The sequence below is a fragment of the Marilutibacter chinensis genome (assembly GCF_021725675.1).
In the GTDB taxonomy this organism is placed as follows: Bacteria; Pseudomonadota; Gammaproteobacteria; order Xanthomonadales; family Xanthomonadaceae; genus Marilutibacter; species Marilutibacter chinensis.
In genome coordinates, this window is the sequence record NZ_JAKJPO010000001.1 from 929,887 (window position 1) to 954,491 (window position 24,605).

General features: G+C 66.3%; 19 protein-coding genes and 2 tRNA genes. 5 read left to right on the forward strand and 16 right to left on the reverse strand.

All coding sequences use genetic code 11. The features are described 5' to 3' along the window. Positions 1-156 precede the first annotated feature (156 nt). The 10 genes from L3V18_RS04010 to L3V18_RS04055 all read right to left on the reverse strand — a co-directional run bounded on the left by L3V18_RS04010 (position 157) and on the right by L3V18_RS04055 (position 10,258). A tRNA-Arg gene (locus tag L3V18_RS04010) sits at positions 157-233 on the reverse strand. A gap of 303 nt (positions 234-536) precedes the next feature. Continuing rightward, positions 537-629 (reverse strand) — tRNA-Ser (locus L3V18_RS04015). A gap of 64 nt (positions 630-693) precedes the next feature. Then, positions 694-894 (reverse strand): carbon storage regulator CsrA, encoded by a 201-nt coding sequence (gene csrA / locus L3V18_RS04020; RefSeq protein ID WP_237053302.1) that lies wholly within the window; start codon positions 892-894, stop codon positions 694-696. 146 nt (positions 895-1,040) lie between these two features. Continuing rightward, a complete protein-coding gene (gene alaS / locus L3V18_RS04025) occupies positions 1,041-3,701 on the reverse strand; it encodes an alanine--tRNA ligase (protein ID WP_237053303.1) in 2,661 nt (886 codons plus the stop codon). A 320-nt stretch (positions 3,702-4,021) separates the two neighbouring features. Beyond that, complete coding sequence (locus tag L3V18_RS04030; protein WP_237053304.1) at positions 4,022-4,546, reverse strand: regulatory protein RecX; 525 nt, start codon at positions 4,544-4,546, stop codon at positions 4,022-4,024. Positions 4,547-4,649: 103 nt separating this feature from the next. Beyond that, positions 4,650-5,690 (reverse strand): recombinase RecA, encoded by a 1,041-nt coding sequence (gene recA, locus L3V18_RS04035; RefSeq protein WP_237053305.1) that lies wholly within the window; start codon positions 5,688-5,690, stop codon positions 4,650-4,652. 46 nt (positions 5,691-5,736) lie between these two features. After that, positions 5,737-5,937, reverse strand: coding sequence for a hypothetical protein (locus L3V18_RS04040; RefSeq protein ID WP_237053306.1), 201 nt, complete (start codon positions 5,935-5,937; stop codon positions 5,737-5,739). Beyond that, positions 5,937-6,593: a transcriptional repressor LexA gene (gene lexA / locus L3V18_RS04045; protein WP_237053307.1), complete on the reverse strand. Its 657-nt coding sequence runs from the start codon at positions 6,591-6,593 to the stop codon at positions 5,937-5,939. The genes L3V18_RS04040 and lexA overlap by 1 nt, the downstream gene beginning before the upstream one ends. A gap of 182 nt (positions 6,594-6,775) precedes the next feature. Beyond that, positions 6,776-7,276: a CinA family protein gene (locus L3V18_RS04050; RefSeq protein WP_237053308.1), complete on the reverse strand. Its 501-nt coding sequence runs from the start codon at positions 7,274-7,276 to the stop codon at positions 6,776-6,778. Positions 7,277-7,603: 327 nt separating this feature from the next. Further along, entirely contained in the window at positions 7,604-10,258 is a 2,655-nt protein-coding gene (locus L3V18_RS04055) for a TonB-dependent receptor (protein ID WP_237053309.1), read from the reverse strand. A 432-nt stretch (positions 10,259-10,690) separates the two neighbouring features. Between L3V18_RS04055 and L3V18_RS04060 the strand changes: the two genes are divergently transcribed. Beyond that, complete coding sequence (locus tag L3V18_RS04060) at positions 10,691-12,313, forward strand: SulP family inorganic anion transporter (protein ID WP_237053310.1); 1,623 nt, start codon at positions 10,691-10,693, stop codon at positions 12,311-12,313. A gap of 9 nt (positions 12,314-12,322) precedes the next feature. Then, on the forward strand, positions 12,323-13,186 hold the full coding sequence (locus L3V18_RS04065; RefSeq protein WP_237053311.1) for a universal stress protein: 864 nt from the start codon (positions 12,323-12,325) through the stop codon (positions 13,184-13,186). 1 nt (position 13,187) lies between these two features. On the opposite strand, the gene arsJ is transcribed toward L3V18_RS04065, so the two are convergent. The 3 genes from arsJ to L3V18_RS04080 all read right to left on the reverse strand — a co-directional run bounded on the left by arsJ (position 13,188) and on the right by L3V18_RS04080 (position 15,905). Then, on the reverse strand, positions 13,188-14,399 hold the full coding sequence (gene arsJ, locus L3V18_RS04070) for an organoarsenical effux MFS transporter ArsJ (protein ID WP_237053312.1): 1,212 nt from the start codon (positions 14,397-14,399) through the stop codon (positions 13,188-13,190). Next, the gene (locus L3V18_RS04075) at positions 14,396-15,415 is read right to left on the reverse strand and encodes an ArsJ-associated glyceraldehyde-3-phosphate dehydrogenase (RefSeq protein ID WP_237053313.1); all 1,020 of its coding nucleotides are present in this window, start codon (positions 15,413-15,415) and stop codon (positions 14,396-14,398) included. Before L3V18_RS04075 ends, arsJ begins: the two co-directional genes overlap by 4 nt. Positions 15,416-15,584: 169 nt before the next feature. Next, positions 15,585-15,905, reverse strand: a complete 321-nt coding sequence (locus L3V18_RS04080) for an ArsR/SmtB family transcription factor (protein WP_237053314.1) — start codon at positions 15,903-15,905, stop codon at positions 15,585-15,587. Positions 15,906-15,947: 42 nt separating this feature from the next. Between L3V18_RS04080 and arsH the strand changes: the two genes are divergently transcribed. Continuing rightward, positions 15,948-16,736: an arsenical resistance protein ArsH gene (gene arsH, locus L3V18_RS04085; RefSeq protein ID WP_237053315.1), complete on the forward strand. Its 789-nt coding sequence runs from the start codon at positions 15,948-15,950 to the stop codon at positions 16,734-16,736. Positions 16,737-17,083: 347 nt separating this feature from the next. Here arsH and L3V18_RS04090 read toward each other — a convergent pair whose 3' ends face one another. After that, on the reverse strand, positions 17,084-17,887 hold the full coding sequence (locus L3V18_RS04090; protein ID WP_237053316.1) for a M15 family metallopeptidase: 804 nt from the start codon (positions 17,885-17,887) through the stop codon (positions 17,084-17,086). Between the two features lie 258 nt (positions 17,888-18,145). Between L3V18_RS04090 and L3V18_RS04095 the strand changes: the two genes are divergently transcribed. After that, complete coding sequence (locus L3V18_RS04095) at positions 18,146-20,101, forward strand: YadA-like family protein (protein ID WP_237053317.1); 1,956 nt, start codon at positions 18,146-18,148, stop codon at positions 20,099-20,101. A gap of 499 nt (positions 20,102-20,600) precedes the next feature. Here the strand turns inward: L3V18_RS04095 and L3V18_RS04100 are convergent, their stop codons facing one another. After that, positions 20,601-21,245 carry an ankyrin repeat domain-containing protein gene (locus L3V18_RS04100; RefSeq protein WP_237053318.1) on the reverse strand — a complete coding sequence of 215 codons (645 nt, stop codon included), beginning with the start codon at positions 21,243-21,245 and terminating at the stop codon, positions 20,601-20,603. Positions 21,246-21,307: 62 nt separating this feature from the next. On the opposite strand from L3V18_RS04100, the gene L3V18_RS04105 reads away from it, so the two are divergent. Then, a complete protein-coding gene (locus L3V18_RS04105; protein ID WP_237053319.1) occupies positions 21,308-21,763 on the forward strand; it encodes a GIY-YIG nuclease family protein in 456 nt (151 codons plus the stop codon). Here L3V18_RS04105 and mobF read toward each other — a convergent pair. Then, a complete protein-coding gene (gene mobF, locus L3V18_RS04110; protein ID WP_237053320.1) occupies positions 21,753-24,581 on the reverse strand; it encodes a MobF family relaxase in 2,829 nt (942 codons plus the stop codon). The genes L3V18_RS04105 and mobF overlap by 11 nt on opposite strands. Between the last annotated feature and the right edge of the window lie 24 nt (positions 24,582-24,605).

Below are 24,605 nucleotides of genomic sequence, written 5' to 3' on the forward strand. Positions count from 1 at the left end.
AAAGCACGACGAGGGTGCAGGTCGACGGCCTCCGGAATCAGGTCGGCATCGCAAGCATGCGAATTCGCGCATCGATCGCGTGCGCGGCAGGACGTTCCCTGGCCCGGAAAAGCAAAAGGGCCGGCGAAATTGATCGCCGGCCCTTCTGCATCTGTATGGCGCGCCCGGAAGGATTCGAACCTCCGACCCCCAAGTTCGTAGCCTGGTGCTCTATCCAGCTGAGCTACGGGCGCGTAGTCGAAAAATTATGACGTCAGTCGCCACCTTCGTCAACAATTTTCCTTCTCTTCTTTCATCAAACACCGGCCGTCGTCGTCGATTCTCGATCGCCGGCGACGCGGCCCTTCGAACGTCATCCCGTCGAGACCGATGTCCGTCCACTCCGGTCTAGGCCCGCGAACCGGTGGTAACAGACCCCGGCCACCGCAGCTGCGGTGGCCCGGTGACGCCACGAGGTTCCGTCGTCTGCAACGGCCTGTCCGAACCGATCACCGTCGGACATGGACAAACCGGTCAGGAGCCAGGACAGGAAGAACTGGCGGAGAGTGAGGGATTCGAACCCTCGATAGAGCTTTTGACCCTATACTCCCTTAGCAGGGGAGCCCCTTCAGCCTCTCGGGCAACTCTCCGCGACACGCAAGCCTGTGCGGGCGGAAAGCATAACGGCTCACCCTTCCCGCGGCAAACTTTTTCTCAGCTCGCCGCCTTGCCAGCATCATCCGGCGCGTTTTCGCCGCGCTGGATACGCTGATAAATCTCTTCGCGGTGCACCGCCACGTCTTTCGGGGCAGTGATACCGATACGCACCTGGTTGCCCTTCACGCCGAGCACGGTGACGGTCACCGTGTCGCCGATCATCAGGGTCTCACCGACGCGACGCGTCAGGATTAGCATCGAGAAATCTCCTCATGCCGACGCTTCCGCGCCGACGATTGCATCACTGCCGTCAGGAACGGGTGATGCTTCCGGTGAAAAACACAATTCACAATTATCCTATTGCATGGGGCTCGCCACAAGCGGCAAAAACCCCCATGCCCCACTCAGCTCAGGCGCTGTTCAACCCATGCCGGCACTCCGGCCAGGGCCGACGCCAGCTGCGGACCGTCCTCGCCGCCGCCCTGGGCCATGTCGGCACGCCCACCGCCCTTTCCATTGATCTGACCGGCCACGAAGCCGATCAGTTCCCCCGCCTTGACCCGTCCAGCCGCATTGCCGCTGACTCCGGCCACGAGGGCGGCCTTGCCCCCGGCGGTTCCCGCCAGAACGATAACCGCGTCCCCCAGTTGCTGTTTGAGACGGTCCACCGCCTCCCGCAGCGCCTTGGCATCGAACCCCTCCAGACGTTCCGCCACTACTCGGATTCCACGGACTTCGCTCGCTGAACCGGCCAGATCGGAGGTCGCCCCCGCCGCCGCCTTGGCCTTGACGGCCTCCAACTCGCGCTCCAGCTTCTTCTGGCGCTCGATCAGGGCCCTGAGCTTGTCGGCGACCTCGGCCGGCTGGCCTCCGAGCATCCGGGCGGCCTCGTCCAGGCGTGCCTCCTCCAGCGCCACGTGGTCCAGCGCTCCCTGCCCGGTCAGCGCCTCGATCCGGCGCACTCCGGCGGAGACACCCCCCTCGGACACGATCTTGAACAGTCCGATGTCGCCGGTCCGGCCGACATGCGTGCCTCCGCACAGTTCGGTGGAGGCGTCGCCCATCCGCAGCACCCGGACCTCGTCGCCGTACTTTTCGCCGAACAGGGCCAGGGCGCCGAAGTCGAGTGCTTCCTGCATGCCCATGTGATGGATCTCGGCCGCATGGTTGCGGCGGATCTCGGCGTTGACACGGCGCTCGATCTCGGCCAGCTCGACCGCCGACACCGGCTGGAAGTGGGAGAAATCGAATCGCAGGCGGTCGGGAGCGACCAGCGACCCCTTCTGGGTCACGTGCTCGCCGAGGACCGCGCGCAGCGCGGCGTGCAGCAGGTGGGTCGCGGAGTGGTTGAGTACGGTCGCCGCGCGGCGCTGTCCGTCCACGGCACCGAGCACGCGGTCCCCGCGCTTCAGCGTGCCCGCCTGGAGGCGGCCGACATGACCGTGGAACTGGCCCGCGAACTTGAGCGTGTCCTCGACGACGAACCGGGTTCCGGCCTCGTCGAGTTCGCCGGTGTCGCCGACCTGGCCGCCGCTCTCGGCATAGAAGGGCGTGCGGTCGAGGATCACCACGCCGGCCTGGCCGGCCTCGAGCCGGTCGACGGGGGTGCCGTCGTGCAGCAGCGCCAGCACTTCCAGGCCACCTTCGGTCAACTTGTCGTAGCCGAGGAAGGCGGTCGCCGGCAGCTGCGCGGCCAGCTCGGCCGGCAGACTGGTCGCGTTGCCGAACCTGCCGGACTCGCGCGCCTTGCGCCGCTGTTCCTCCATGGCGGCCTCGAACCCGTCCATGTCCACCGTCAGTCCGCGCTCGCGGGCGATGTCGGCGGTCAAGTCGACCGGGAAGCCGTAGGTGTCGTAGAGGCGGAAGGCGTCGGCGCCTGGAATGCGGTCTCCGGCACGGGCCGCGACTTCGTCGAAGATGCGCATGCCGGCATCGAGGGTCTCCGCGAAGCGCTCTTCCTCGGCCAGCAGCGCACGCTCGACGAGCTCGCGCTTCTCCACCAGCTCGGGATACGCATCGCCCATCACCTCGATCAACGGCGCCAGCATGCGGTGGAAGAACGGCTGCTTCTGTCCGAGCATCCAGCCGTGGCGCAGCGCCCGGCGGATGATCCGGCGCAGCACGTAGCCGCGGCCCTCGTTGCTCGGCAGCACGCCGTCCACGACCAGGAACGCGCAGGCGCGGATGTGGTCGGCGATCACGCGCAGTGACTTGTTGTCGAGGTCGGCGATGCCGGTCAGTTTCGCTGCCTCGGCGATCAGGCGCTGGAACAGGTCGATCTCGTAGTTGCCATGCACGCCCTGCAGGACAGCAGCGACGCGCTCCAGGCCCATGCCGGTGTCGACGCACGGTGCTGGCAGCGGCACCAGGGTGCCGTCGGGCTGGCGGTCGAACTGCATGAAGACCAGGTTCCAGATCTCGATGAAACGGTCGCCATCCTCGTCCGGCGAACCGGGAGGGCCGCCGGGGATCTGCGGACCATGGTCGTAGAAGATCTCTGTGCAGGGGCCGCAAGGGCCGGTGTCGGCCATCTGCCAGAAATTGTCGGATGCGTACGGGGCGCCCTTGTTGTCGCCGATGCGGATGATCCGCTCGGCCGGCACGCCGACCTGGTCGCGCCAGATCGCGTAGGCCTCGTCGTCGGTGTGATAGACGGTGACGGTCAGGCGCCCCGGATCGAGCTTCCAGACTCCCGTCAGCAGCTCCCAGGCCCAGCGGATCGCGTCTTCCTTGAAGTAGTCGCCGAACGACCAGTTGCCCAGCATCTCGAAGAAGGTGTGATGACGGGCGGTGTAGCCGACCTGGTCGAGATCGTTGTGCTTGCCGCCCGCCCGCAGGCAGCGCTGGACGTCCGCTGCGCGTACGTACCCGGGCTTCTCGCTGCCGAGGAACACGTTCTTGAACTGCACCATGCCCGAGTTGGTGAACAGCAGGGTCGGGTCGTTGGCCGGCACCAGCGGGGCTGACGGCACGATGGTGTGGGCCTTGCCCCGGAAGAATTCGAGGAAGTCGCTGCGGACCTGATGGGTACTGATCTTGCGGACGGTGTCGGAAGGGGTGCTCATGCCTGGCGCGGGATCTGGGGCTGGGCCGGGGCGCCATGCCCCGTCGCAGCCCACAGAATGGGGGCAGCGACCGGAGCAGGCAACCGAACGGGAAGCCCGATAGCCTAGCAGGCTGCGGGAGGCCGTGTATCTTCCGGTCATGCCGCCCGGCCATGTCATCCTTCCGCACGGCCCGCTTGCCCACCCGCGCGGATCGCCGCATGGCAACGTCGCCCCGTCGGAATCCGGCCCTCCCCCGATCCCCAGCCGTCCCGCGACTACTCCCGCCGAGTGCGACGTGGCAGGACGAGTCCGACCTGGTCAGGGACAAGGGCTGGCGGTCAGGCCAGCTCGTCGGGATCGAAACGCGTCGCGATGCGGATCTGCTCGCCGGTGAATCCCCGTCTGGCGAGCATGTCAGCGGCCTTCCGCCGAACGCTGAGGTCCGAAAGCGAATCGGCCACGCCATGGCGACGCATCACCAGTGACCGCGCCAACTCGACCCAGTCGCCGCCGAACGTCGCCATTGCCGCTTCGATGGCGTCGTCATCGAGTCCATGCACCGACAGCTCGGCACGGATCCGGATCGGGCCATAACCGGCGCCCGCCCGGCTGCGAACCATCTGCTCGGCGAAGCGGGCGTCGTCCTGCCAGCCTTCGCCGGCCAGGCGGTCGACCGCCGCCACCACTTCTTCATGCTCCAACCCGCGGGCGGTGAGCTTGTCGATCAGCTCCCGGCGCGAATGCTCGCGCCGTACCAGCAGGGCAAGCGCACGCTGGATCGGGGTCCGGTGCGGCCGCATCCTGCGCCGCCCGGCCCCATGGGCGTCCATCGCCCGGCCCGGATCTTCCTGATCCTCGTCCATCCGGTCGTCCATACAGGGTCAACCCCGCCCGGTCCGGCCGTCGGGGCCGGATCGGGCCGCTACCACACACCGCTTGCCGCGGCGCGGGCGGCGGATGCCGGTGTCAATCCTCGCCGTCGCTGGCATCGTCGTTCCCGTCGCGACTGGCTTCGGACGGCACGAACTGTTCACGCAAGGCGGATTCCAGCTTGGCCGCCACCTCGGGGTTCTCCTTCAGGTAGTTGCGCGCGTTCTCCTTGCCCTGCCCGATCCGCTCGTCGCCGTAGCTGTACCAGGCGCCGGCCTTGTCGACCAGCTTGGCGGAAACACCCATGTCGATCAGCTCGCCCTCGCGCGAAATGCCCTCTCCGTAGAGGATCTCGGTGATGACCTGCTTGAACGGGGGCGCCATCTTGTTCTTGACCACCTTGATCCGGGTCTGGTTGCCGATGATCTCGTCGCCCTTCTTGATCGAACCGATCCGGCGGATGTCCAGACGCACCGACGCATAGAACTTCAACGCGTTGCCGCCGGTGGTGGTCTCCGGGCTTTGGCCGGGCATCATCACGCCGATCTTCATGCGCAGCTGGTTGATGAAGATCACCAGGCAGTTGCTGCGCTTGATGTTGCCCGTCAGCTTGCGCAGCGCCTGGCTCATCAGGCGCGCCTGCAGGCCGGGCAGCTGATCGCCCATCTCGCCCTCGATCTCCGCCCGGGGGGTCAGCGCCGCGACCGAGTCGACCACGACCATGTCGACCGCACCCGAGCGGACCAGCATGTCGGCAATTTCCAGCGCCTGCTCGCCGGTGTCGGGCTGGGACAGCAGCAGCTCGTCGACGTTGACGCCGAGCTTGGCCGCGTAGATCGGATCCAGGGCGTGTTCGGCATCGATGAAGGCGGCCGTACCGCCGGCCTTCTGGCATTGGGCGATCGCCTGCAGGGTCAACGTGGTCTTGCCGGAAGACTCCGGTCCGTAGATCTCGACCACACGCCCCTTCGGCAGGCCACCGATGCCCAGCGCGATATCCAGCATCAGCGAACCGGTGCCGATGACTTCGGCCGCCTCGACCACACGGTCGCCCATGCGCATGACCGAGCCCTTGCCGAACTGCTTCTCGATCTGGCCCAGGGCGGCGGAAAGGGCGCGCTTCTTGTTCTCGTCCATCGTGGAATCCTTTATTAGACAGGTCGCTGAGAGGTATGGAGTGAGTCTAGAGGGCGGTGTTCGCAGAGATTGAGATTCGCCGTCCGGTGACCAGATTGGCGCCTGTCGCGGCGTCGATCACCCGGGAAACGCGGCAGAGTCCGCTCCGATCGCCACGCAGGAACGGGTAGGAAACTTCCGACACCCGTACGGCCGTGGTGGACGAAGCACAGCCGGGGGCCAGGGCATTGGCCACGATGCCGGACATCAACGGCTCGGCCTCACCAACCCGCAGTACAGGCCCTCGATCGCGAAGTCCTGCCCCGGCTGGACCTCGATCGGCGCGAAATCGGGATTGCGCGGCAGCAGGCGGATTCTTTCCCTGCCGAGCTTGAGCAGCTTGACGGTTATCTCATCGTCGATCCGGGCGACCACGACCTGCCCGGAACGCGCGTCGCGGGTCCGGTGGACGCCGATCAGGTCGCCATCGAAGATGCCCTCGTCCCGCATCGAATCGCCCTTGACCCGCAGCAGATAGTCCGGGGCAGGCGAGAAGAAGTTGCGGTCCAGCAGCACCACCTGGTCGGAGCCGATGTCGGCGCCGATCGGCACGCCAGCCGCGACCTGGCCGAGCACCGGCAACCGCAGTGCATCGTCGTTGGCGGCGGCGAGCCGGGAATCGGCAGGGTCGGACGCTTCCTCCATGCCGCTCGGCAGCCGGCACAGCCGGATACCGCGGGCACGTCCGGGAACGCGCTCGATCACACCGGCCTGCTCCAGCGCCTCCAAGTGGTACTGGGCGGCACGCACGCTGCTGAAGCCCATTGCCCGGGCGATCTCGGTCTGCGATGGCGGCATGCCCTCGGCCTCGATCCGCTCGGCGATCAGATGCCAGATGACACGCTGGGTATCGGTGATGTCCATATTAGTAGCAATACTACTAACGACATTGCGACCGAGTCAAGCGCGGCGCCGCTCCTTCGTTGCCGGCGCCGCGCAGGAGCTTCTGCAGGACCGGCGTTGGTCGCGATGAGGTATTCCCATGAAAGCCATCGCGGGGTACGCCGCTCCTGATGGTGCGTCCGGCACCGAGCGAGAGTCCCGAGTCAGCTCATCAGCTCGATCAGCCCGTGCAGGGCGGCGGCAACGGTCTGCCGGCGGATCGCGTCGCGGTCGCCATCGAAGTGGAACACCACCGCGGTCGGGTAGCCGCCGCGTCGCTTCCAGGCGATCCAGACGGTGCCGACCGGCTTGTCTTCGGTGCCCCCGCCGGGACCGGCGATTCCGGTCACCGCGACCGCGGCGGTGGCGCCGGAATGCACCAGCGCGCCGGACACCATCTCCATCACCGTCTCGCGGCTGACTGCGCCGTGCTGCTCCAGCGTGTGCGGCTGCACGCCAAGCAACGCCTGCTTGGCCTCATAGCTGTAGGCGGTCATCCCGCACTCGAACCAGTCGGACGCGCCTGGAATGTCGGTCAGGGATTTCGCGATCCAGCCGCCGGTGCAGCTTTCGGCCGAGACCAGGCGATGGTGCTGGGAGATCGCGGTCTGCGCCACCTGCTCGGCAAGCTGGTGCAGGGCGATGTCGGTGATGTCTGCGTTCATGGCCGCACTATACCGGCCGCCGGGCGCTGCACGACACCCGCGGCACGCGACCCGCCGGGCGCGAGGTCCCGCGGGACCCCAAGGCTATCGAAAGCTGGCTGTCGAAAGCCGCTGCAGCACAGCCGGAAGGCCGCACCGATGAAGCCACCGCGCAGGCGAACGACCTGTCGGGAGCGGTCCAGATCGATGCCGGACCCGCTGCTTGCGCGCACCGGCCAGACGCCGGCGGACATGGGCTCCGCTCCCCGCGTGGCGCGGGACGAGACCCATGGATGCGCCGAACCGGAGCGCCAAGAACCGGCGTTCTTCGGCGGCGGCCGGCACCCGCTAGTAGTGGACGCGCAGGGTCACGCCATACATCGCCGGCGCACCCGGGAATCCGTTGTAGGAGTTCAGCGGGTCGCCCGGCGTCGGCGAACCCGGCGCCTGCAGCGGAGCATCGAATGCGACCTGAATGTAGTCCTCGTCGAAGATGTTCTGCCCCCACAGCTCGACCATCCAGCGGCGGTCGCGCGAACCGATGCCCAGGCGCGCATTGAACACCGCGAATCCTTCCTGCACCTTTTCCGCGTCCAGGTCCGAACCGGTGTTGAAGTCGGACATGTACTTGCCGCCGAGGTTGAAGCGGCCGACCAGGCTGCCACCGAACTCCCATTCGTAGGTCACCGAGGCCGTGGCCGACCACAGCGGCGCGAAGCTGGCGCGGCTGCCGGGCAGCTTGTACAGCGGGCCCGGGAACACGAACTCGGCGGTCGGGGTCTCATCGCCGTACCGGGTGTCGGCGTAGGTCAGGCCACCCTGCAGCATCAGCCCTTCGACCGGCGTCTGCCACAGCACCTCGGTGTCGATGCCCTGCGAGACGACTTCGGGGATCGAGCGCACCACGAAGCTGGTGCCGAGGAAGCTGTTGAGCTGGAAATCGTCGTAGGTCTGGTGGAACAGGGTCGCGTTCAGCAGCAGGTTGCCGTCCATCCAGGTCGTCTTCGCACCGAGCTCGTAGCTGTCGACGAACTCGCCCGGGAACGAGGTATCGGCGACCGGCACGATGCCGGCGCCGCTGCTGGACAGGCCGTCGGCCGACTGCACGCGGTCGAGGTTGAAGCCGCCGGCCTTGTAACCGCGCGCCGCGGACGCGTAGGTCATCACGTTGTCGTTCCAGCGGTAGGCGGCCTTCAGCGTGCCCGACCACTCCTTCTCCTCGCGCTCCTGATGGGTCACGCGTCCGTGGTGCAGCGCGTTCGCCCACGGCAGGCACATGAAGCCGACCACCTGCGGTGCCAGCTGGCCGAGCAGCGCCGCCTGCTGTTCCGGGGTCAGGGCGCCCAGCGGCACCCCCCGGGCCAGCAGTGCCTGGGCCAGGCCGCCGGCCGGATTGGCCAGCGCGGCGGCGCAGCCCGGGCTGCCGTTCGGATTGCTGTAGACCGAGTCGAGCTCCTTGTCCTCGCGGGTGTAGCGCAGGCCCAGGGTCAGGTCGAGGGCGTCGGTCGCGTGCCAGGTGTTGTTGGTGAACAACGCGTAGCTCTTCGCGTTCTGCTGGTAGCGGTCGAGCGCGCCGAGCCCGGTGAACCCCGCGCCGAACGGCTGTCCGGTCACCTGCGAGAAGAACGTCGCCGGGTTGCTGGTGTCGATCGGCAGGCCGAGCCCGGCGACGCCCGCGGCAACGCGCTGGAACACCAGGGTCGAAAGATAGGGCTCATAGCCGGCGCCAACCCGGTAGGAATCGTTGCGCTCGAGGTCCTCGTCGGAATAGAACGCGCCGACCATCCAGTCGAAGGCGTCGGTCGAACCGGTCAGGCGCAGTTCCTGGGTCAGCGTCTCGAAGCCGGTGAGGGACTCGTCGCGATCGGCGTTGCGGTAGATCAGGTCGGCGGTGCTGAAGTCGAAGTCGAGGCCGTTGATCGCCTCCCAGTCACGCCTGGCGGTGATCGAGGTCAGCGTCGCGCCGCCGAACCAGGGCGTCTCCCAGTTGACTTCCATCGACAGGCCCTTGTCCTTGAAGTCCTGCTCGGTGCTGCGGTTGCTCCAGGCCTCGCGCCTGGACGGGTCGGCAACCGGGATCACGCCCTCGTCAGGCGCCAGTGCGTCGATGATCGCCGCGGTCGCACCGCGGACCAGGGTGACCGCGCTGCAGCAGTTCTCCTCGCGACTGGTGAAGTCCGCGATGAAGTTGATGTCGAGCGTATCGGTCGGCTCCAGCAGCAATTGACCACGGAGCGAGTGGAAATTCTGGTCGTAATCCTCGTCCTCGCGCCGCGGGCCGCCGCCGGTGTGCACGTCCATCCAGCCGTCGCGCTTGCGTTTGGCGGCGTAGATGCGCATCGCCGAGTTCTCGCCCAGCGCACTGTTGAACGTGCCGGCGACGCCGAGCGCGCCGTAGTTGCCGATCGTCAGTTCGCCGTCGACATAGGTGTTGTAGTCGGGGCGTCGGGTGATCACGTTGATCACGCCGGCCGAGGTGTTCTTGCCGAACACCGTGCCCTGCGGTCCCTTCAGCACCTCGATCCGCTCGATCTCGCCGAGGTCGCCGAAGCCGACGCCGTTGCGCGGCCTGTAGACGCCGTCGATGACCACGCCGACGGAGGACTCCAGGCCGGCGTTGTCGCCGACGGTGCCGATGCCGCGGATGCGCGCAACCGTCTGCACCTCGCTCTGCGTGCTGCTCACGGTCAGGCCGGGTACCAGGATCTGGACGTCCCTGACGTCCCGTACTCCGGTGTCCCGAAGCAGCTCCTCCGGCAGCGCGGTGATCGCGATCGGCACGTCCTGCAGGATCTCCTCGCGCTTCTGCGCGGTGACGACAAGCGCGGACAGCGTGGTGGCGCGCTCCTCTTCGGCCTGCACCTGATCGACGCGCTCCTCGCTGGTGCGCTCCTGATCGGTGGTCGCGGCTTCCTGCGCCTGGGCTTCGATCGCCGGCATCGCGGCGATGGCGCCGGCAATGGCCAGGGTCAACAGACTGATTACGGGCTTGCGGACGTTCATCACACTCCTCCCCCGAAGTGCATAGGTCGATGGTCAGCCAACTCCAGGCGCTCCCTCGCCACATCCGGCCGCCTGCCCGGACGATGCCCCTCTGGTCGGCATCCGGTCCCCGGCGACCCGTGACATGGCCGCTCCCGCGCCCCCCGGGCCATGACGCGCCATGCCGCAGGCCATACGGCCTGGAACGGAGCTGAAACTATCATGTCCGCCGGGCACCGTGTGCCGCATCGCAGCAGACGGGATCGGCCGCGGCCGCTTCCGGTATCATTGCCCGCCATGCATGCCCACGACGCCCCGGCCGGTCCACCCTAGCGCCCGGAGCGTTCCCTCCGCGCCGCCGTCCAGGCCGCGCGCATGACCGGCCGGTTTTCCGGCTGCGCCCTCCTTCCTCTCGCATTTTCATGCCGTGCCCTGGCGCGGTGGAACCCGTTCATGCTCAACACTCTTCGCCAGCAATGGTTCTCCAACATCCGTGGCGACGTGCTCGCCGGCCTCGTCGTCGCGCTGGCGCTGATCCCGGAGGCGATCGCGTTCTCGATCATCGCCGGGGTCGACCCCAAGGTCGGCCTGTACGCCTCGTTCTCGATCGCCGTGGTGATCGCCTTCGCCGGCGGCCGGCCCGGGATGATCTCGGCGGCGACCGGCGCGATGGCGCTGGTGATGGTCGACCTGGTCAAGGACCACGGCCTGCAATACCTGCTCGCCGCGACCGTCCTGACCGGCGTGTTCCAGATCGTCGCGGGCCTGCTGAAGCTGGGGGCGCTGATGCGCTTCGTGTCGCGCTCGGTGGTGACCGGCTTCGTCAACGCGCTGGCGATCCTGATCTTCATGGCCCAGCTGCCGGAGCTGATCGCGGTTCCGTGGGGGGTCTATCCGATGGTGGCGCTCGGCCTGCTGGTCATCTATGGACTACCGTGGCTTGGGCGCATGCTGTTCCCCGGCATCGGCCTGATCCTGCTGGTGATCGGCTTCGCGCTGGCAGCCGGCAGCGTGGAAGCGCGCCTGCTCTACTCGGTGACGGTGATCGGCCTCGGCGTCGCGGCAGTGCTGTTCCGGTGGACCCGCGACCTGGTGCTGCCATCGCCGCTGGTCGCAATCGTGCTGCTGACGGGGCTGGCGCTGTATTTCGGCCTCGAGGTTCCGACCGTCGGCGACAAGGGCGAGCTGCCCGACAGCCTGCCGGTGTTCCTGCTGCCGGACGTGCCGCTGAACCTGGAGACACTGAAGATCATCGCCCCGGTGTCGGCGACCCTCGCCGTGGTCGGCCTGCTCGAGTCGCTGCTGACCGCGCAGATCGTCGACGACCTGACCGACACCCCGAGCGACCGCAACCGCGAATGCGCCGGCCAGGGCGTGGCCAACATCGCCACCGGCTTCATCGGCGGCATGGCCGGCTGCGCGATGATCGGCCAGTCGGTGATCAACGTGAAGTCGGGCGGTCGCGGACGGCTGTCGACCCTGGTCGCGGGCGTCGTGCTGCTGATCCTGGTGGTGTTCGCCGGACCGTGGGTGAAGCAGATCCCGATGGCGGCGCTGGTCGCGGTGATGATCATGGTCTCGATCGGCACCTTCAGCTGGAGCTCGATCAAGAACCTGCGCACCCACCCGGGCACGTCGAGCGTGGTCATGCTCGGCACCGTGATCGTCACCGTGTTCACCCACGACCTCGCCAAGGGCGTGCTGACCGGCGTGCTGCTGTCGGGCATCTTCTTCGCGAAGAAGGTCGGACGGGTGCTGCACGTCGGCTCGGCCGCAAGCGGTGACGGTCGCGAGCGCACCTATACGGTGACCGGGCAGGTGTTCTTCGCCTCGGCGGAGCGCTTCGTGGCGGCATTCGACTTCAAGGAGGCGCTGGACCGGGTGGTGATCGACGTGTCCGGCGCCCACTTCTGGGACCTGAGCGCGGTCGGTGCGCTGGACAAGGTCGTGATCAAGTTCAGGCGCGAGGGCGCGCGGATCGACGTCGTCGGCCTGAACGAAGCCAGCCGTACCATGGTCGACCGGCTCGGCGTGCACGACAAACCCGATGCCGAGCGCCTGATGGGCGGCCACTGAGGACATGCGATGAGCTCTCTGATCAAGACCGATGGCCAGGTGCTGGCCGCCCTCGACCCCTCGACCTACGCCGACAGCGTGGCCGACCACGCCGGCTGGGCCGCCGCGAAGACGGGCGCGCCGCTGGTGCTGCTGCACGCGCTCGATCGCGACGGCGCCGCTCCCAGCAGGGACCTGAGCGGCAACCTCGCGTTCGGCAGCCAGGAGGCGCTGCTGGAACAGCTCACGACGGCCGACGCCGAACGCGCGAAGCTGGCGCAGGAACAGGGCCGGGCGCTGCTCGCCCATGCGGTCGATCATGTCGCCGAGCGCTTCGACCTCGAGGCGGACACCCGGCTGCGCCACGGCGCGCTGGTCGACACCCTCCTCGATGCCGAGGACGAGGCGCGGCTGTTCGTGATCGGCAAACGTGGCGAGCACGCCGACTTCGCCCGGGGCCATCTCGGCAGCAACCTCGAACGCGTGGTCCGCGCCGTGCACCGGCCGGTGCTGGTCGCCTCGCGCGCCTTCAGGCCGGTGCAGCGTTTCATGATCGCGTTCGACGGCAGCGCCACCGCCCGCAAGTGCGTGGAGATGGTCGTCGCCAGCCCGTTGCTCAGGGGCCTGCCCGGCGTGCTGCTCGCCGCCGGCGACAGTGCACCTGCGGGCATGGACGAAGCCGCAGCGCGGTTGCGCGAAGCCGGCTTCGCGATCGACACCGCGGTCGTGCCGGGCACCCCGGACGCCGTGATCGCCGCGCAGGTCGCCAGGCAGGCGATCGACCTGCTGGTGATGGGCGCGTACGGGCATTCCCGCATCCGCCAGCTGATCGTCGGCAGCACCACGACCCAGGTCCTGCGCAGCTGCACGATCCCGGTGCTGCTGCTGCGCTGAGCTACCGATCGCTGCCGGCATGCGCCGGCAGCGCCAGCGCCACCAGCGCCGCCACCACGACGAACGTCGCCGATACCCACAGGCAGGCGACCAGTCCGCTGCTCTGGTAGACCCAGCCCGACAACACGGTGCCGAGCAGGCGGCCCATCGCATTGGCCATGTAGTAGAAGCCGACGTCGAGCGAGACCCCGTCCTCACGTGCGTAGCTGACGATCAAATAGCTGTGCAGCGCCGAGTTGGCGGCGAACAGCACGCCGAACACGCCCAGCCCGATCATCAGGACCGTATGCGGGGAAGCATCTCCGCCGAGTTGCCAAGCCATCAGCATCGGCACCAGTGACAACACCGCCGCCCATGCGAACGCGGCCCCGCGTCCGGGCGGATGCCCTTCGCGCCCACGCACGAAGCGCGGCGCCGAGGCCTGCACGGCGCCATAGCCGATCACCCAGGCGGCGAGGAAGGCGCCCGCCTGCCAGTCGTCCCAGCCGAGCACGGCGACGAGGAACACCGGCAACGCGACCACGAACCACACGTCGCGCGCGCCAAACAGGAACAGCCGCGCCGCCGACAGCACGTTGACCGGCCGGCTATTGGAGAACAAGTGGCTGAATTTCGGCTTCGCCCTGGCCTTGCCGAGGTCGCGCCGCAGCCAGACCAGGCTGCCCATCCACACGAGCGCCAACGCAGCCGCCATCGCCAGCACCGCACCGCGGAAACCAAGCGAGGCCAGCAATACGCCGCCGAGGAAGAAGCCGACACCCTTGAGCGCGTTCTTCGAGCCGGTCAGCGCCGCCACCCAACGGTAGAGTGTGCCGCCCGCATCCGGCACCAGCAGCTTGATGCCGCTCTTGGCGCTCATCTTGTTGAGGTCCTTGGCGATGCCGGACAGCGCCTGCGCGGCCATCACCCATGGCACGGTCAACCACACCGAAGGCACCGCCAGCATCGACAGCGCGATCACCTGCATGGCGAGGCCGATGTTCATGGTCCGGTTGAGGCCGATGCGCGCGCCGAGCCAGCCACCGACCAGATTGGTGACGACGCCGAACACCTCGTAGAACAGGAACAGCAGCGCGATCTGCAACGCGCCGTAGCCGAGCTGGTGGAAGTGCAGCACCACCAGCATGCGCAGCGCGCCGTCGGTCAGGGTGAACGCCCAGTAGTTGCCGGTGATCAGCGCATACTGGCGCAGCGCGGCGCGGTCGCCGGTCATCGTCCGGTCGAGCCGACCTTGAGGGCCAGTTCCGCGGTGCGGTTCACGTAGCCCCATTCGTTGTCGTACCAGGCGTAGATCTTGACCTGGGTGCCGTTGATGACCCGGGTGGAGAGCGCGTCGACGATGCTCGAACGCGGATCACTGCGGTAATCGACCGATACCAGCGGGCGTGTCTCGAAGCCGAGGATGCCGGCCAGCGGCACGGCCCTCGACGCAGCTTCGAGCAGGCCGTTGACCTCTTCCACCGTGGTCGCGCGTTCGACCTCGAACACGCAGTCGGTCAGCGAGGCATTGGTCAGCGGCACGCGCACGGCAATGCCGTCCAGGCGCCCGCGCAGTTCCGGGAAGATCTCGGCGATGGCGGTAGCGGAACCGGTCGAGGTCGGGATCAGGCTGCTGCCGCAGGCACGGGCACGACGCGGGTCCCTGTGCGCGGCATCGACGATGACCTGGGTATTGGTCAGCGAGTGGATGGTGGTGATGCTGCCGTGGCGGATGCCGAGGCCTTCGTGGATCACCTTGACCACCGGCGCGAGGCAGTTGGTGGTGCACGAGGCGGCGGTGACGATGCGGTGCGCGGCCGGATCGAACAGGTGGTCGTTGACGCCCACCACGGTGTCGAGCACGCCGGCCTCCTTGACCGGCGCGGTGACGACGACACGCGGCACGCCCTGGTCGAGATAGGGCTGCAGCACGGCCTGCTTGCGGAACTTGCCGGACGCTTCGATCACGACGTCGCAGCCCGACCAGTCGCTGTCGGCAATCGCGGTGTTGCGGGTGACCGGAATGCGGCGCTCGCCGATCAGCAGGTCGTCGCCGTCGTGACGGGCTTCGTGCTGCCAGCGGCCATGGACGGAGTCGAAGTTGAGCAGGTGCGCGAGGGTGGCGGCGTCGGCGCCGGGGTCGTTGATGCGGACGAACTCGAGTGCGGCGAGGTCGTCGCGTTCGATCGCGGTACGCAGGGTCAGACGGCCCATGCGGCCGAATCCGTTGATGCCGGTTCTGATGGTCATGGATTTGTTTTCGGTTCGATTGGGTAGGGAAGCCTGCGGGCACGGGGTTGCGGGACACGCCGCAAGTGCATCCCTGTAGGGTCATCGTCGGCGCCCCTGCCTCCGAAGGTCCCGCAACCCCGTGCCCGCAGGCTTCCGGACAGGTTGTCGGCGCTCACGGAAAAGCAGTTCAACAACTTTTCTCCCTGGGGGCGCAACGTGATGTGTCGCCTCCGCAGCAGTTGCGGGTCAGGAATTCGATCAAGGCGTTCATGGTCTCGAAGCGGGCGCGGTAGCGGATGCTGCGGCCACGCTGCTCGCCTTCAACCAAGCCGGCAGCGGACAACTCCTTGAGATGGAAGGACAAGGTCGCTCCGGGCAATGACAGGGCACCGGCGATTCCGCCGGCCGGCACCCCTTCCGGGCCTGCTTCGACGAGCAGACGGAACACCGACAGCCGGGTGCTCTGGCCCAGTGCGGACAGCGCGAGGGTTGCATCTTCAATTTCCATATATCTAGAATAATCGAATATTCAGAACGGTAGCAATCCCCCATGACAGAGATGCGACTGCCCAACGTGACACCTGAAGCACTCGACAGTCCCAGCCCGGGCAAACTCGGCCTGGCCGGCGCCGGACACCCGCCACGCATCCTGATCCTGTACGGCTCGCTGCGGCCGGAGTCCTACAGCCGCAAGCTGGCGCTGGAGGCCGAACGGTTGCTGCAACACTTCGGCGCCGAAACACGGGTGTTCGATCCGCACGACCTGCCCATGGCCGGCAGCGTCGATACCGGCCACCCCAAGGTGCAGGAACTGCGCACGCTTTCGCTGTGGTCGGAGGGCCAGGTCTGGGTCAGCCCGGAACGGCACGGCAACATGACCGCGGTGTTCAAGAACCAGATCGACTGGCTGCCGCTGGAGGACGGCGGCGTGCGCCCGACCCAGGGCCGGACGCTGGCGGTCATGCAGGTCTGCGGCGGCTCGCAGTCGTTCAACGTGGTCAACACCCTGCGCGTGCTCGGCCGCTGGATGCGGATGGTGACCATCCCCAACCAGTCGTCGGTACCCCAGGCCTGGAAGGAATTCAACGCGGACGGGCGGATGAAGCCGTCGCCGTACTACGATCGCGTCGTCGACGTGATGGAGGAACTGTTCAAGTTCACCCTGATGGTGCGCGACCGCAGCGACTACCTGACCAACCGCTACAGCGAGCGGAAGGGTGACCTGGCGACGCGGATGCTGGCCGGCGCTTCCGGCGCGGTTGAAACGGCAGCCGCAGACAATACTCCCGCGCCGCCCCGCCCGCCCCTGCGCGGCAACAGTTGCTGCACCAGTTGCTGAAAGCGACGACTGGAGATCGCGGCCTTCGCCGCCCAAGCTCCCGGGGCATGCCGTTACAATCGACGGCCATGCCGGCGACGACCGCGCCCCGACCGACCCCACGAGCACGATGTCCAAGAGCGCCGACAAGACGCCCGAACACACCCCCCTGATGAAGCAGTAAGGGCGTGCGACTTACTTACGTCCCTATCCATCTGTTTTAATTAGGCTTCTCCTTCGCCATTTCGGGATGTTCGGCGTTTTGGCTACCCGTTGGCGACCCTTTCCCCAGCCTTCATTCCCTAGAACACACGCTCCTGACGACTGCCATTGAGGCGCGGATCAAGGTCATGAGTGGATGCACCCACTCATGCTTTCCACGGGGAACGGAAGTCCGTGCTCACCGGGCACTGTTGAGGCCCCTCGAACACGGGCATTGGCAAGGACCACCACGCGCTCCAGTCGAGACGCGACGTGGACACGCTCCACTCCCATGGGCGGCGGCACACGAAGCCGACGCACTCCTCAGCTGGCGTGATGGCCAGCGGGTCCAGACCAGGCCAAAGGGGCGGCAAGGGCTCGGGCACCACGGCCGCCACCCTTACCTCCTGCCCGGCCCTATAAGAACGAATAGAACGAATGGCCAGAAGGCAGGGCGCCCGAAGCTCGACGTGGGGCATGTCCTTGAAGTCGGTCCAAGCCCCACCCCACCGCAAGCCGGCCGCCTGGGCCAGTTCCCCGTAGCGCTCGTATCCCTGGCGAACGTGGTCGTTCTTGAGGTTCCAGCTGGGTCGCCCCCGCTTGTGGATGACCATGTCGGCGGCGAAGCCGTGGTTGTGGCAGCTTCGACCCGGGCCGACCTGAGTCACGCCCTTCTGGCTGGCCAGCAGCTCGGCCTGGCGTTCCTCCGACCGGTAGCCCTCGGCCAGTCGCAGGTCGTAGCCCTCCTCTTTCATCTGCTGCTGGATCCGTTCCAGCTTGGCACGAAGGTCGGGGTGGACGCCGTCCCACTGAGGAGCATCTGTGTGGCGGTGGAACAACCGCTTGAACAGCCCCGGCTTCTTGCCGTGGACATCGGCGATCGAGTCGGCAGGAACGTGGGCAAGAGCCGGCACGCCAACCGCAAGCAACAGGATGGACGCAAGCAGCGCCTCCATTGAACGAGATTTCATGAGTAGGCCTCCTTACTCATACGGGTCTACTCTTCATGCAAAAGGAAAATCGGAAACGCGCAAGGCCCCCTTGCCAATCCGAAATCCTTGTATAGAAAAGAAGAGGCAGGCCTTCTCCTTGCCTGCTGCTTCCCGGCCCGATGAGGTCTCCTGTCGGTCCCGTAGTCGGGTCGGGAAGCTCTTCTACCCCCCCCTTGCGCGTTTCCCGCTGCGTGTTACTCGTGAGTAGACACCCCTACTCGTCGGAGGACACCCACCATGAAACGCTCCCTCATCCACATCGCGCTGCTCGCCTGCCTGTTCTCGGGCACGGCGATGGCGCAGGTCCAGGTTGGCAACAACGCCACCGCGACCGCCCTCGAAACCACCGCCGTGGGCGACGGCGCCCATGCGGTCACGGACCTCTCAACGGCCATCGGTGCACGAGCCTTGGCAGATGGCGGCACGATTGACGGAAACCCCTGCGTGGGGGCTACCGCGGTTGGCAACGAAGCCACTTCCCAGGGCTGCAGCGCCACCTCGCTGGGGCACATGAGCCACGCGACCGGGCCGAGTGCGACCGCTGTTGGCGCGAGAGCCGAATCGATGGGCGTCAATTCATCCGCGTTTGGCGCAGGGGCTTCCGCCTCGAACAGCGGAACCGCCATCGGTTCCAATACTTCAGTATCCGGCACGTTCGGAACGGCCCTCGGATCAGGTGCTTCTGCAGGCGCCTCCCGCGGCACGGCCATCGGAGCAATGTCGAAAGCTGACGCGGATGGTTGCGTTGCCTTGGGTTCTGTCAGCGAATGCTCGAATTCGGATGAGGCCAGTGTTGGCAATGCGGAATATGGCATCTACCGCCGCGTGACCAATCTCGCCAACGGGATCAACGACACCGATGCAGCCTCCGTTGGCCAGCTGCGCACCATGGCCACCGCCATCGGTGGCGGTGCCGGCTTCGTCAATGGCGCGTTCGTGCCGCCATCCATCACCCTGTCCAGTGGTAACACCCACACCAACGTGACCGCCGCGATCTACGACCTGGACGGCCGGCTTCACACCCTGGAACAGAACCCCACCGGCGGCACCCAAGGTCCAGCTGGTCCCGCTGGCGCGAGTGCTTATCAGGTGGCCGTCACCAATGGCTTCGCCGGAACGGAAGCCGACTGGTTGGCGTCGCTGAAGGGTGAGCGGGGCGACGTCGGACCGCAGGGCCCAGCTGGGCAAGACGGACAAGGCACCGAGTCCAACCACTACTTCAAGGCGAACGGCAACGAAGATGGTTCGGACGATGCGCAGGCAGACAAGCTTGGCGGCGTAGCGGCCGGTCGCAACGCCGCTGCAGCAGGCTTCGGCGATGTGGCCATTGGCGAGGACGCTCGTGCTAACTCCGGTCCGGATGGGTCAGGCGCCGTCTCCATCGGCCCCCGCTCCAGCGCCACGGGTGGTGGAACCACCGCCGTGGGCGACCAAGCCACTGCGCAGGACCGTGGTTCCGCCGCTTTCGGCCGGGGCGCCACCGCACGCGACACCAGCCTCGCCGCTGGCATGGGCTCTGTGGCCACGGGTCACGTTAGCACCGCCGTGGGTCCGAACGCCCAGGCTTCCGGTCGCGCCTCCTCTGCCTTCGGCAACAACGCGCAGGCCCAGCAGGACAACGCTACTGCTGTCGGCTCTGCGACGGTTGCTCAGCGAAACGGAACCGCGGTGGGCGCCGGCTCGGCGGCTGGGGTGAACGGAACGGCTCTCGGTGTGAACGCCAGCGCCACGCACACCAACTCGGTAGCCATCGGCGCCAACACCCGCACCACGGGATCCAACCAGGTGGCCATGGGCTACCGCCAAGTCACCCAGGTGGCCGACGGCCGAGTGGCGCAAGGCTCCACGGATGCCGTCAACGGTGGGCAGCTGTGGAACCTCCAGCAGTCGCTGGATGACCGGTGGATCGAGATTGATCGGCGTTTCAACCACACCGACAAGCGCATCAACGGCTTGGGTGCCCAGACTGCCGCGATGGCCCAGATGGCTGCAGCTGGCGGCCCTTACGGTCTGGCCGTCGGAGAAGTGGCCGTCAACGCCGGTGTTGGCTTCTACGGCAACGAAGCTGCCATCGCCGTCGGTTGGTCCACCCGCCTGACGGAACGCGTCAACGTCAGCGCCGGCCTGTCCTTCGGCAGCGGCAAGACCAAGCCCATGGGCGGGGTCGGGATCTCCATTCGTTTGGGTCGATAAAAAGGAGGTGATCCGTCTCGGCAGGGGCCCTTCGGGGCCCTTGTTCGTGGCCGTGATTTCTTTAAATTCAATTACTTAAACTTGATTAGGGATGCTGGACAGCGTATAATCGGCTCCCAACGAACTCAGTGTAGGAGCCGGGCTGACAACCCCACCTGCAGTGACTGTCGCCGTCGTAGTAGCGCCGCTGTTTGCCATCGCCCTGGAAGCCGTCAGGGGATGTGTCAACCCCAACGCAAAGGATAAGAACCCATGCATTACTGACAGCTCGAGGAACGACATCATGGATAGAGAAGAAAATGGAATTGTAGTAACCCGCTTGAAAAAGCACCCCCTTTGCAGAGCTCTCGGCGTGGGCCTCAAAGTCAGCTACGACACGGCAATTGCTGTTGGAGCAAGCGCGCTCCTATTACTACAACTGGTCAGTGCACGGTGAGCCCCGCTCCCTGCTGACCCACACGAAAAGCCCGGGCTAGTCCCGGGCTTTTCTTTTATGCGGTTACAGCCGAGCACGGGTCGCCGGATCAGGAGGCGGCATCGCCCATGCTTGTGCCAGGCGCTCCGCCTTCTTGGTCGCTCGCCAGACCTGAAGAACTTCAAGCGTTTCCGAATCGTCAGCCAGGTCCAGGGCCCCCTCGCCGTCCTGATTGAACGCTTCTAGGTCCGCTCCGTGTTCAAGCATTAGCTGGCACATGGACGGCTGGCCCGACCGTGCCGCGGCCAGCAACGGCGTGTCCCCCGTCATTCCGTCGACGTCGTCCACGTCCGCCCCTGCCTCCAGCAGCAATTCGGCCACCGCGAGCGAGCGCCCCCAGACGGCACGCATCAACGGCGTGTCTCCGCTCGCGCTGCGCTCCAAGGGCAATGTCAGGGCATCCACTTCCGCGCCATTCGCAATGAGCATTCGGCAGGCATCGAGGTGGCCCCCGAAAGCGGCCAGGTGGAGCGCCGTCACCTGCTCAGCCATCGTGGACACCATGCCCTGATCGACCAGCACATAGCGGCCAGGATCCATGCCCAAATGCAGGAGCCGGCTCAGCTCGTCGGTGTCGCCCACGCGGGCCGCGCGCATCCATCGGTTGTCCAAGGCCTGCTCCCTCTCGAGGTCGATAAGCCACGGTAGATCGGCATCGGAAACGCGCAAGGGGTTGCCAGTCCTCGAATCTGATCTATTCGTGAGTGGGTCGTTTCACTCACGGAGAGACCATGACCCACCGCCACAACCTCGGACGCAGCGAGAAGTATCACGCCCTGCCCCGCACCCTTTACGCCCTGTTGTTCGACGACGGGGGCTGCTACATCGGCCAGAGCTCGAACCCGGAGCAACGCGAGAAGCAACACCGATCACGCCAGGGCGGCTGGCACCGTCCCTTCCAGTTCCATGTGCTGGGCGTGGTGACGGCCACCCGGGCGGAAGCCGAAGCACACGAACAGGCCTGGCGAGTGAGGGCGTCGAAGGAAGGCTGGCGTGTCTACGCCAAGCCACCTGGCATCGTCATCAACCCCCACCGTCGAGCAACGCCCCACGTGCGATGCCTGGCCCTCCAGTGCCGATGGACCTTGGGCACGCCAAGCAGGCGTCCCTCGGAACGCATCCGGTGGTGGCCGTGGATTCTCGCGGGAGCCAGCCTCTTGCTGCTCGCCCGATGCGTCATAGGGTAAGCACGGGCCCTTTCTGCTTTTCCACCGGCACCTGGGGTTTCGGCTTCAATCCTGCCAGCAATTCTTCGACGTCCTGGACCAGGTTGCGCACGGGAGCGGCCTGGGTCTCGGACAGTCCGACGCTCAGTGCCATCTCCTTATGGCGTTCGGTGCCCAGGCGTTCGGCCATGCGCTCCATGACGTCGTCCGTCGTATACATTCGGTAGCTGCCCTTGGTCAGGCGCGTGAACGCCACCAGGGCCGATTGCTGGTCGAGCATGCCCATGTTGGTGGCCAGGTGGTAGATCTCTGCCTTGCCTTGCCCTTGGGACTTGTGGACGGTCATGGCATACCGGTGGGCCAGCGCGTTGTGCTCGCTCGTGTTGAACCGCACGAGACGCCCGTTCTCCTTCGGGTTCGAGGCCTCGATGCGCACCACCAGGTCGTAGCCGCCCGCCTTGTCCTTACGGATGCTTTCCACGGTGCCTTCCGTGCCGTTTATGACGCCCAAATCGTTGTTCGTCGCCGTGAACATCACCCGGTCCCGACGGGACAGCGTCAGGTCTTCCCACTGCCCTTTCGCAATCGACCGGAACGTGAACTCTTCCTCGTCCAGCACACCCTGTTTCTGCAGACCCTTGCGGATGGCCATGTTGAGGGTGGCGACCTCGCCCCGGGTGTGGGCCAGCACCAGCTTCTCGTCCATCGGGGAGGGGTCTTTCAAGTAGTCGTCCACCAACGCCTTGATCGCCTGCTTCTCCGTGCCGAAGTCGTCGATGCAATTGCGCTCCTTGAGGTTGCGAAGGATCTGCGCACCCATATCGAGGGTTCCTTGGCGGCTGCGGTCCCCGCGGCGCATGTCCTTGACCCTCCCGTGGTGGTCCCGCTCGTAAAAGCTGTTCGCGGTGACCAGGTCACCGGCGTTCTTCTGCCGACGGATCTCGGTCAACTTCGTGTCGCCCAGGGCCATCTTTGCCAGCTCGAAGCCGTTGCCGGCCGCAATGGGCTGGAGCTGATCTGTGTCTCCCTGGACCAACAGCTTGCAGCCAATGCGCTGACAATAGGTCATCAGCTTTAAGGTATCGCCGGTGGCGATCATCCCAGCCTCGTCGAGCACGACCACGTCCTTCTTCGTCAGGGCCACCTTGCCCTGCCGCACCTGGGAGAAGAACTTCGCCACGGACATGCAAGGCATGCCGGACTCTTCCTCCAGCTTCTTGGCGGCCTTGCCACCGACTGCCAGCCCCATCAACCGCTTCCCTTCGGCTTCGAAGCACTGCTTGTAGACTTCAGCCACGGTCGTCTTGCCTGTGCCGGCCAACCCCGACATGACGCCGACACCTGCGGTTCCATAGGTCAGGTGACCGATGGCGGCCTTCTGCTCCTCGGTGAGGGTGAACCCCTTTCGCTTCTCATACGCGGCGATCTCCCGGTCAACCGTGGAGCGGAACAGCTTCAGGTCCGTCTCGTTCTCCCGCTCCTTCGAGCGGCGGATGATCTCGGCTTCCCATTCGACCATCCAGGTGGCGGCGAATCGGTCCTCGCGGTGCTTTCGCGCCAACCGATTGCCCCGATCGTCTTCGTGGAGGTGTTCGGCTTTCACGCGCACCAGGTCGTCCTGCTCGGTGAACTCCTTCACCATCTGCAGCACTTCCTCAGCGTTCTTCTGACCAGCGAACTCCATCCCGAGCTCCCGGACCAGGTCATGCTCGCAGAACATCGCCTCGTTCTCGTGCATGCGCTTCAAGACCTCGTCAAACGTATGCGGGTCCAGGTGTTGGCCTTTGGTCTGCTTGAGGGACTGGGTGGTGGGGACCAGATCCGGTCTTTCCTTGGCGATGTTGGCGAAAGTTTGCTGCCAGTCCTTGACCACCTGCTCGAACGGCGGTTCTTCCTTCTTCTTGCGGGTGGCCTTGCAGGCTTCGTCGTGACTGGCCGATGGGTGCTCCTTGACGTAGTCCAGGATTTCCTGGCGGCGGGTCTTCGTCTGGAGCACGAGCTCCCGGTCAATGCCGGCGATGGTGGTGAGAATCTGGCCCGTCTCGCGCTCCATCACGTCCACCTCGCGCTCCCGCTGGATCCCATAGCCCAGCGCTTTCATCGCGCTGTAGAGCTCGGCCTTGTAGAGATGATCGGCCGCATGGCGGTGACGGTAGATCTCGATGGCATCGAACGTGCCCCATTTGCCGTCCTCGCCCTTCGATATCCCGTAGACCAGGTGATGGGTGTGAAGGTCGGGTTCCACGTTCCGGTTGCTGACGTGATCGGCTGCGGTCCACACCAGGCCCTGCGTTCCGATGACTTCTTTTCCTCCCTTCTCCCGGCGGGTTTCCACCTTGCTCTCGATGTAGCCCATGGCCACGGCGCAGGCCTGGCGGTGGGCTTCCAGGATGGCCAGCTTCTCGCGCTCATCCGCAAGCGCAAAGGCCACGCTCACGTCCCCGGGGGCGGAAATGGTCAGATCGAACCCCACCCGATGGCCGCCCTGCCACTTCTCCATCGGCTTGCCATCGTCGTCCAAGCGCACGTTGCCCCAGCGATCCGTCTTGATGACCAGCTGGGGTTCCTCGCCCGCGTTTTTGCACAACGGCCTTCCGGTGGGTGAAAAGCCCTTGCCCAGCTGTTCCATCACCTCGCGTGTCACGGGTTGTCCATCGAGGCCCAGAACGGACGCAAGGCTGCCGCCCCAGTTGAGGGTCTCGCGGGGATCGGGCCCGCCTCCGGCGTAGTAAGCCACCGCGCTGTCGATGGACAGGCGCTCGGTGGCGAGCATGTAGTCGAACATGTTGCCGTTGCCCTTGTTGCGGCCGCGGGCGTCGATACGTGTGCAGTTAATCATGGGGCCTCCGAAACCGTGGGATGA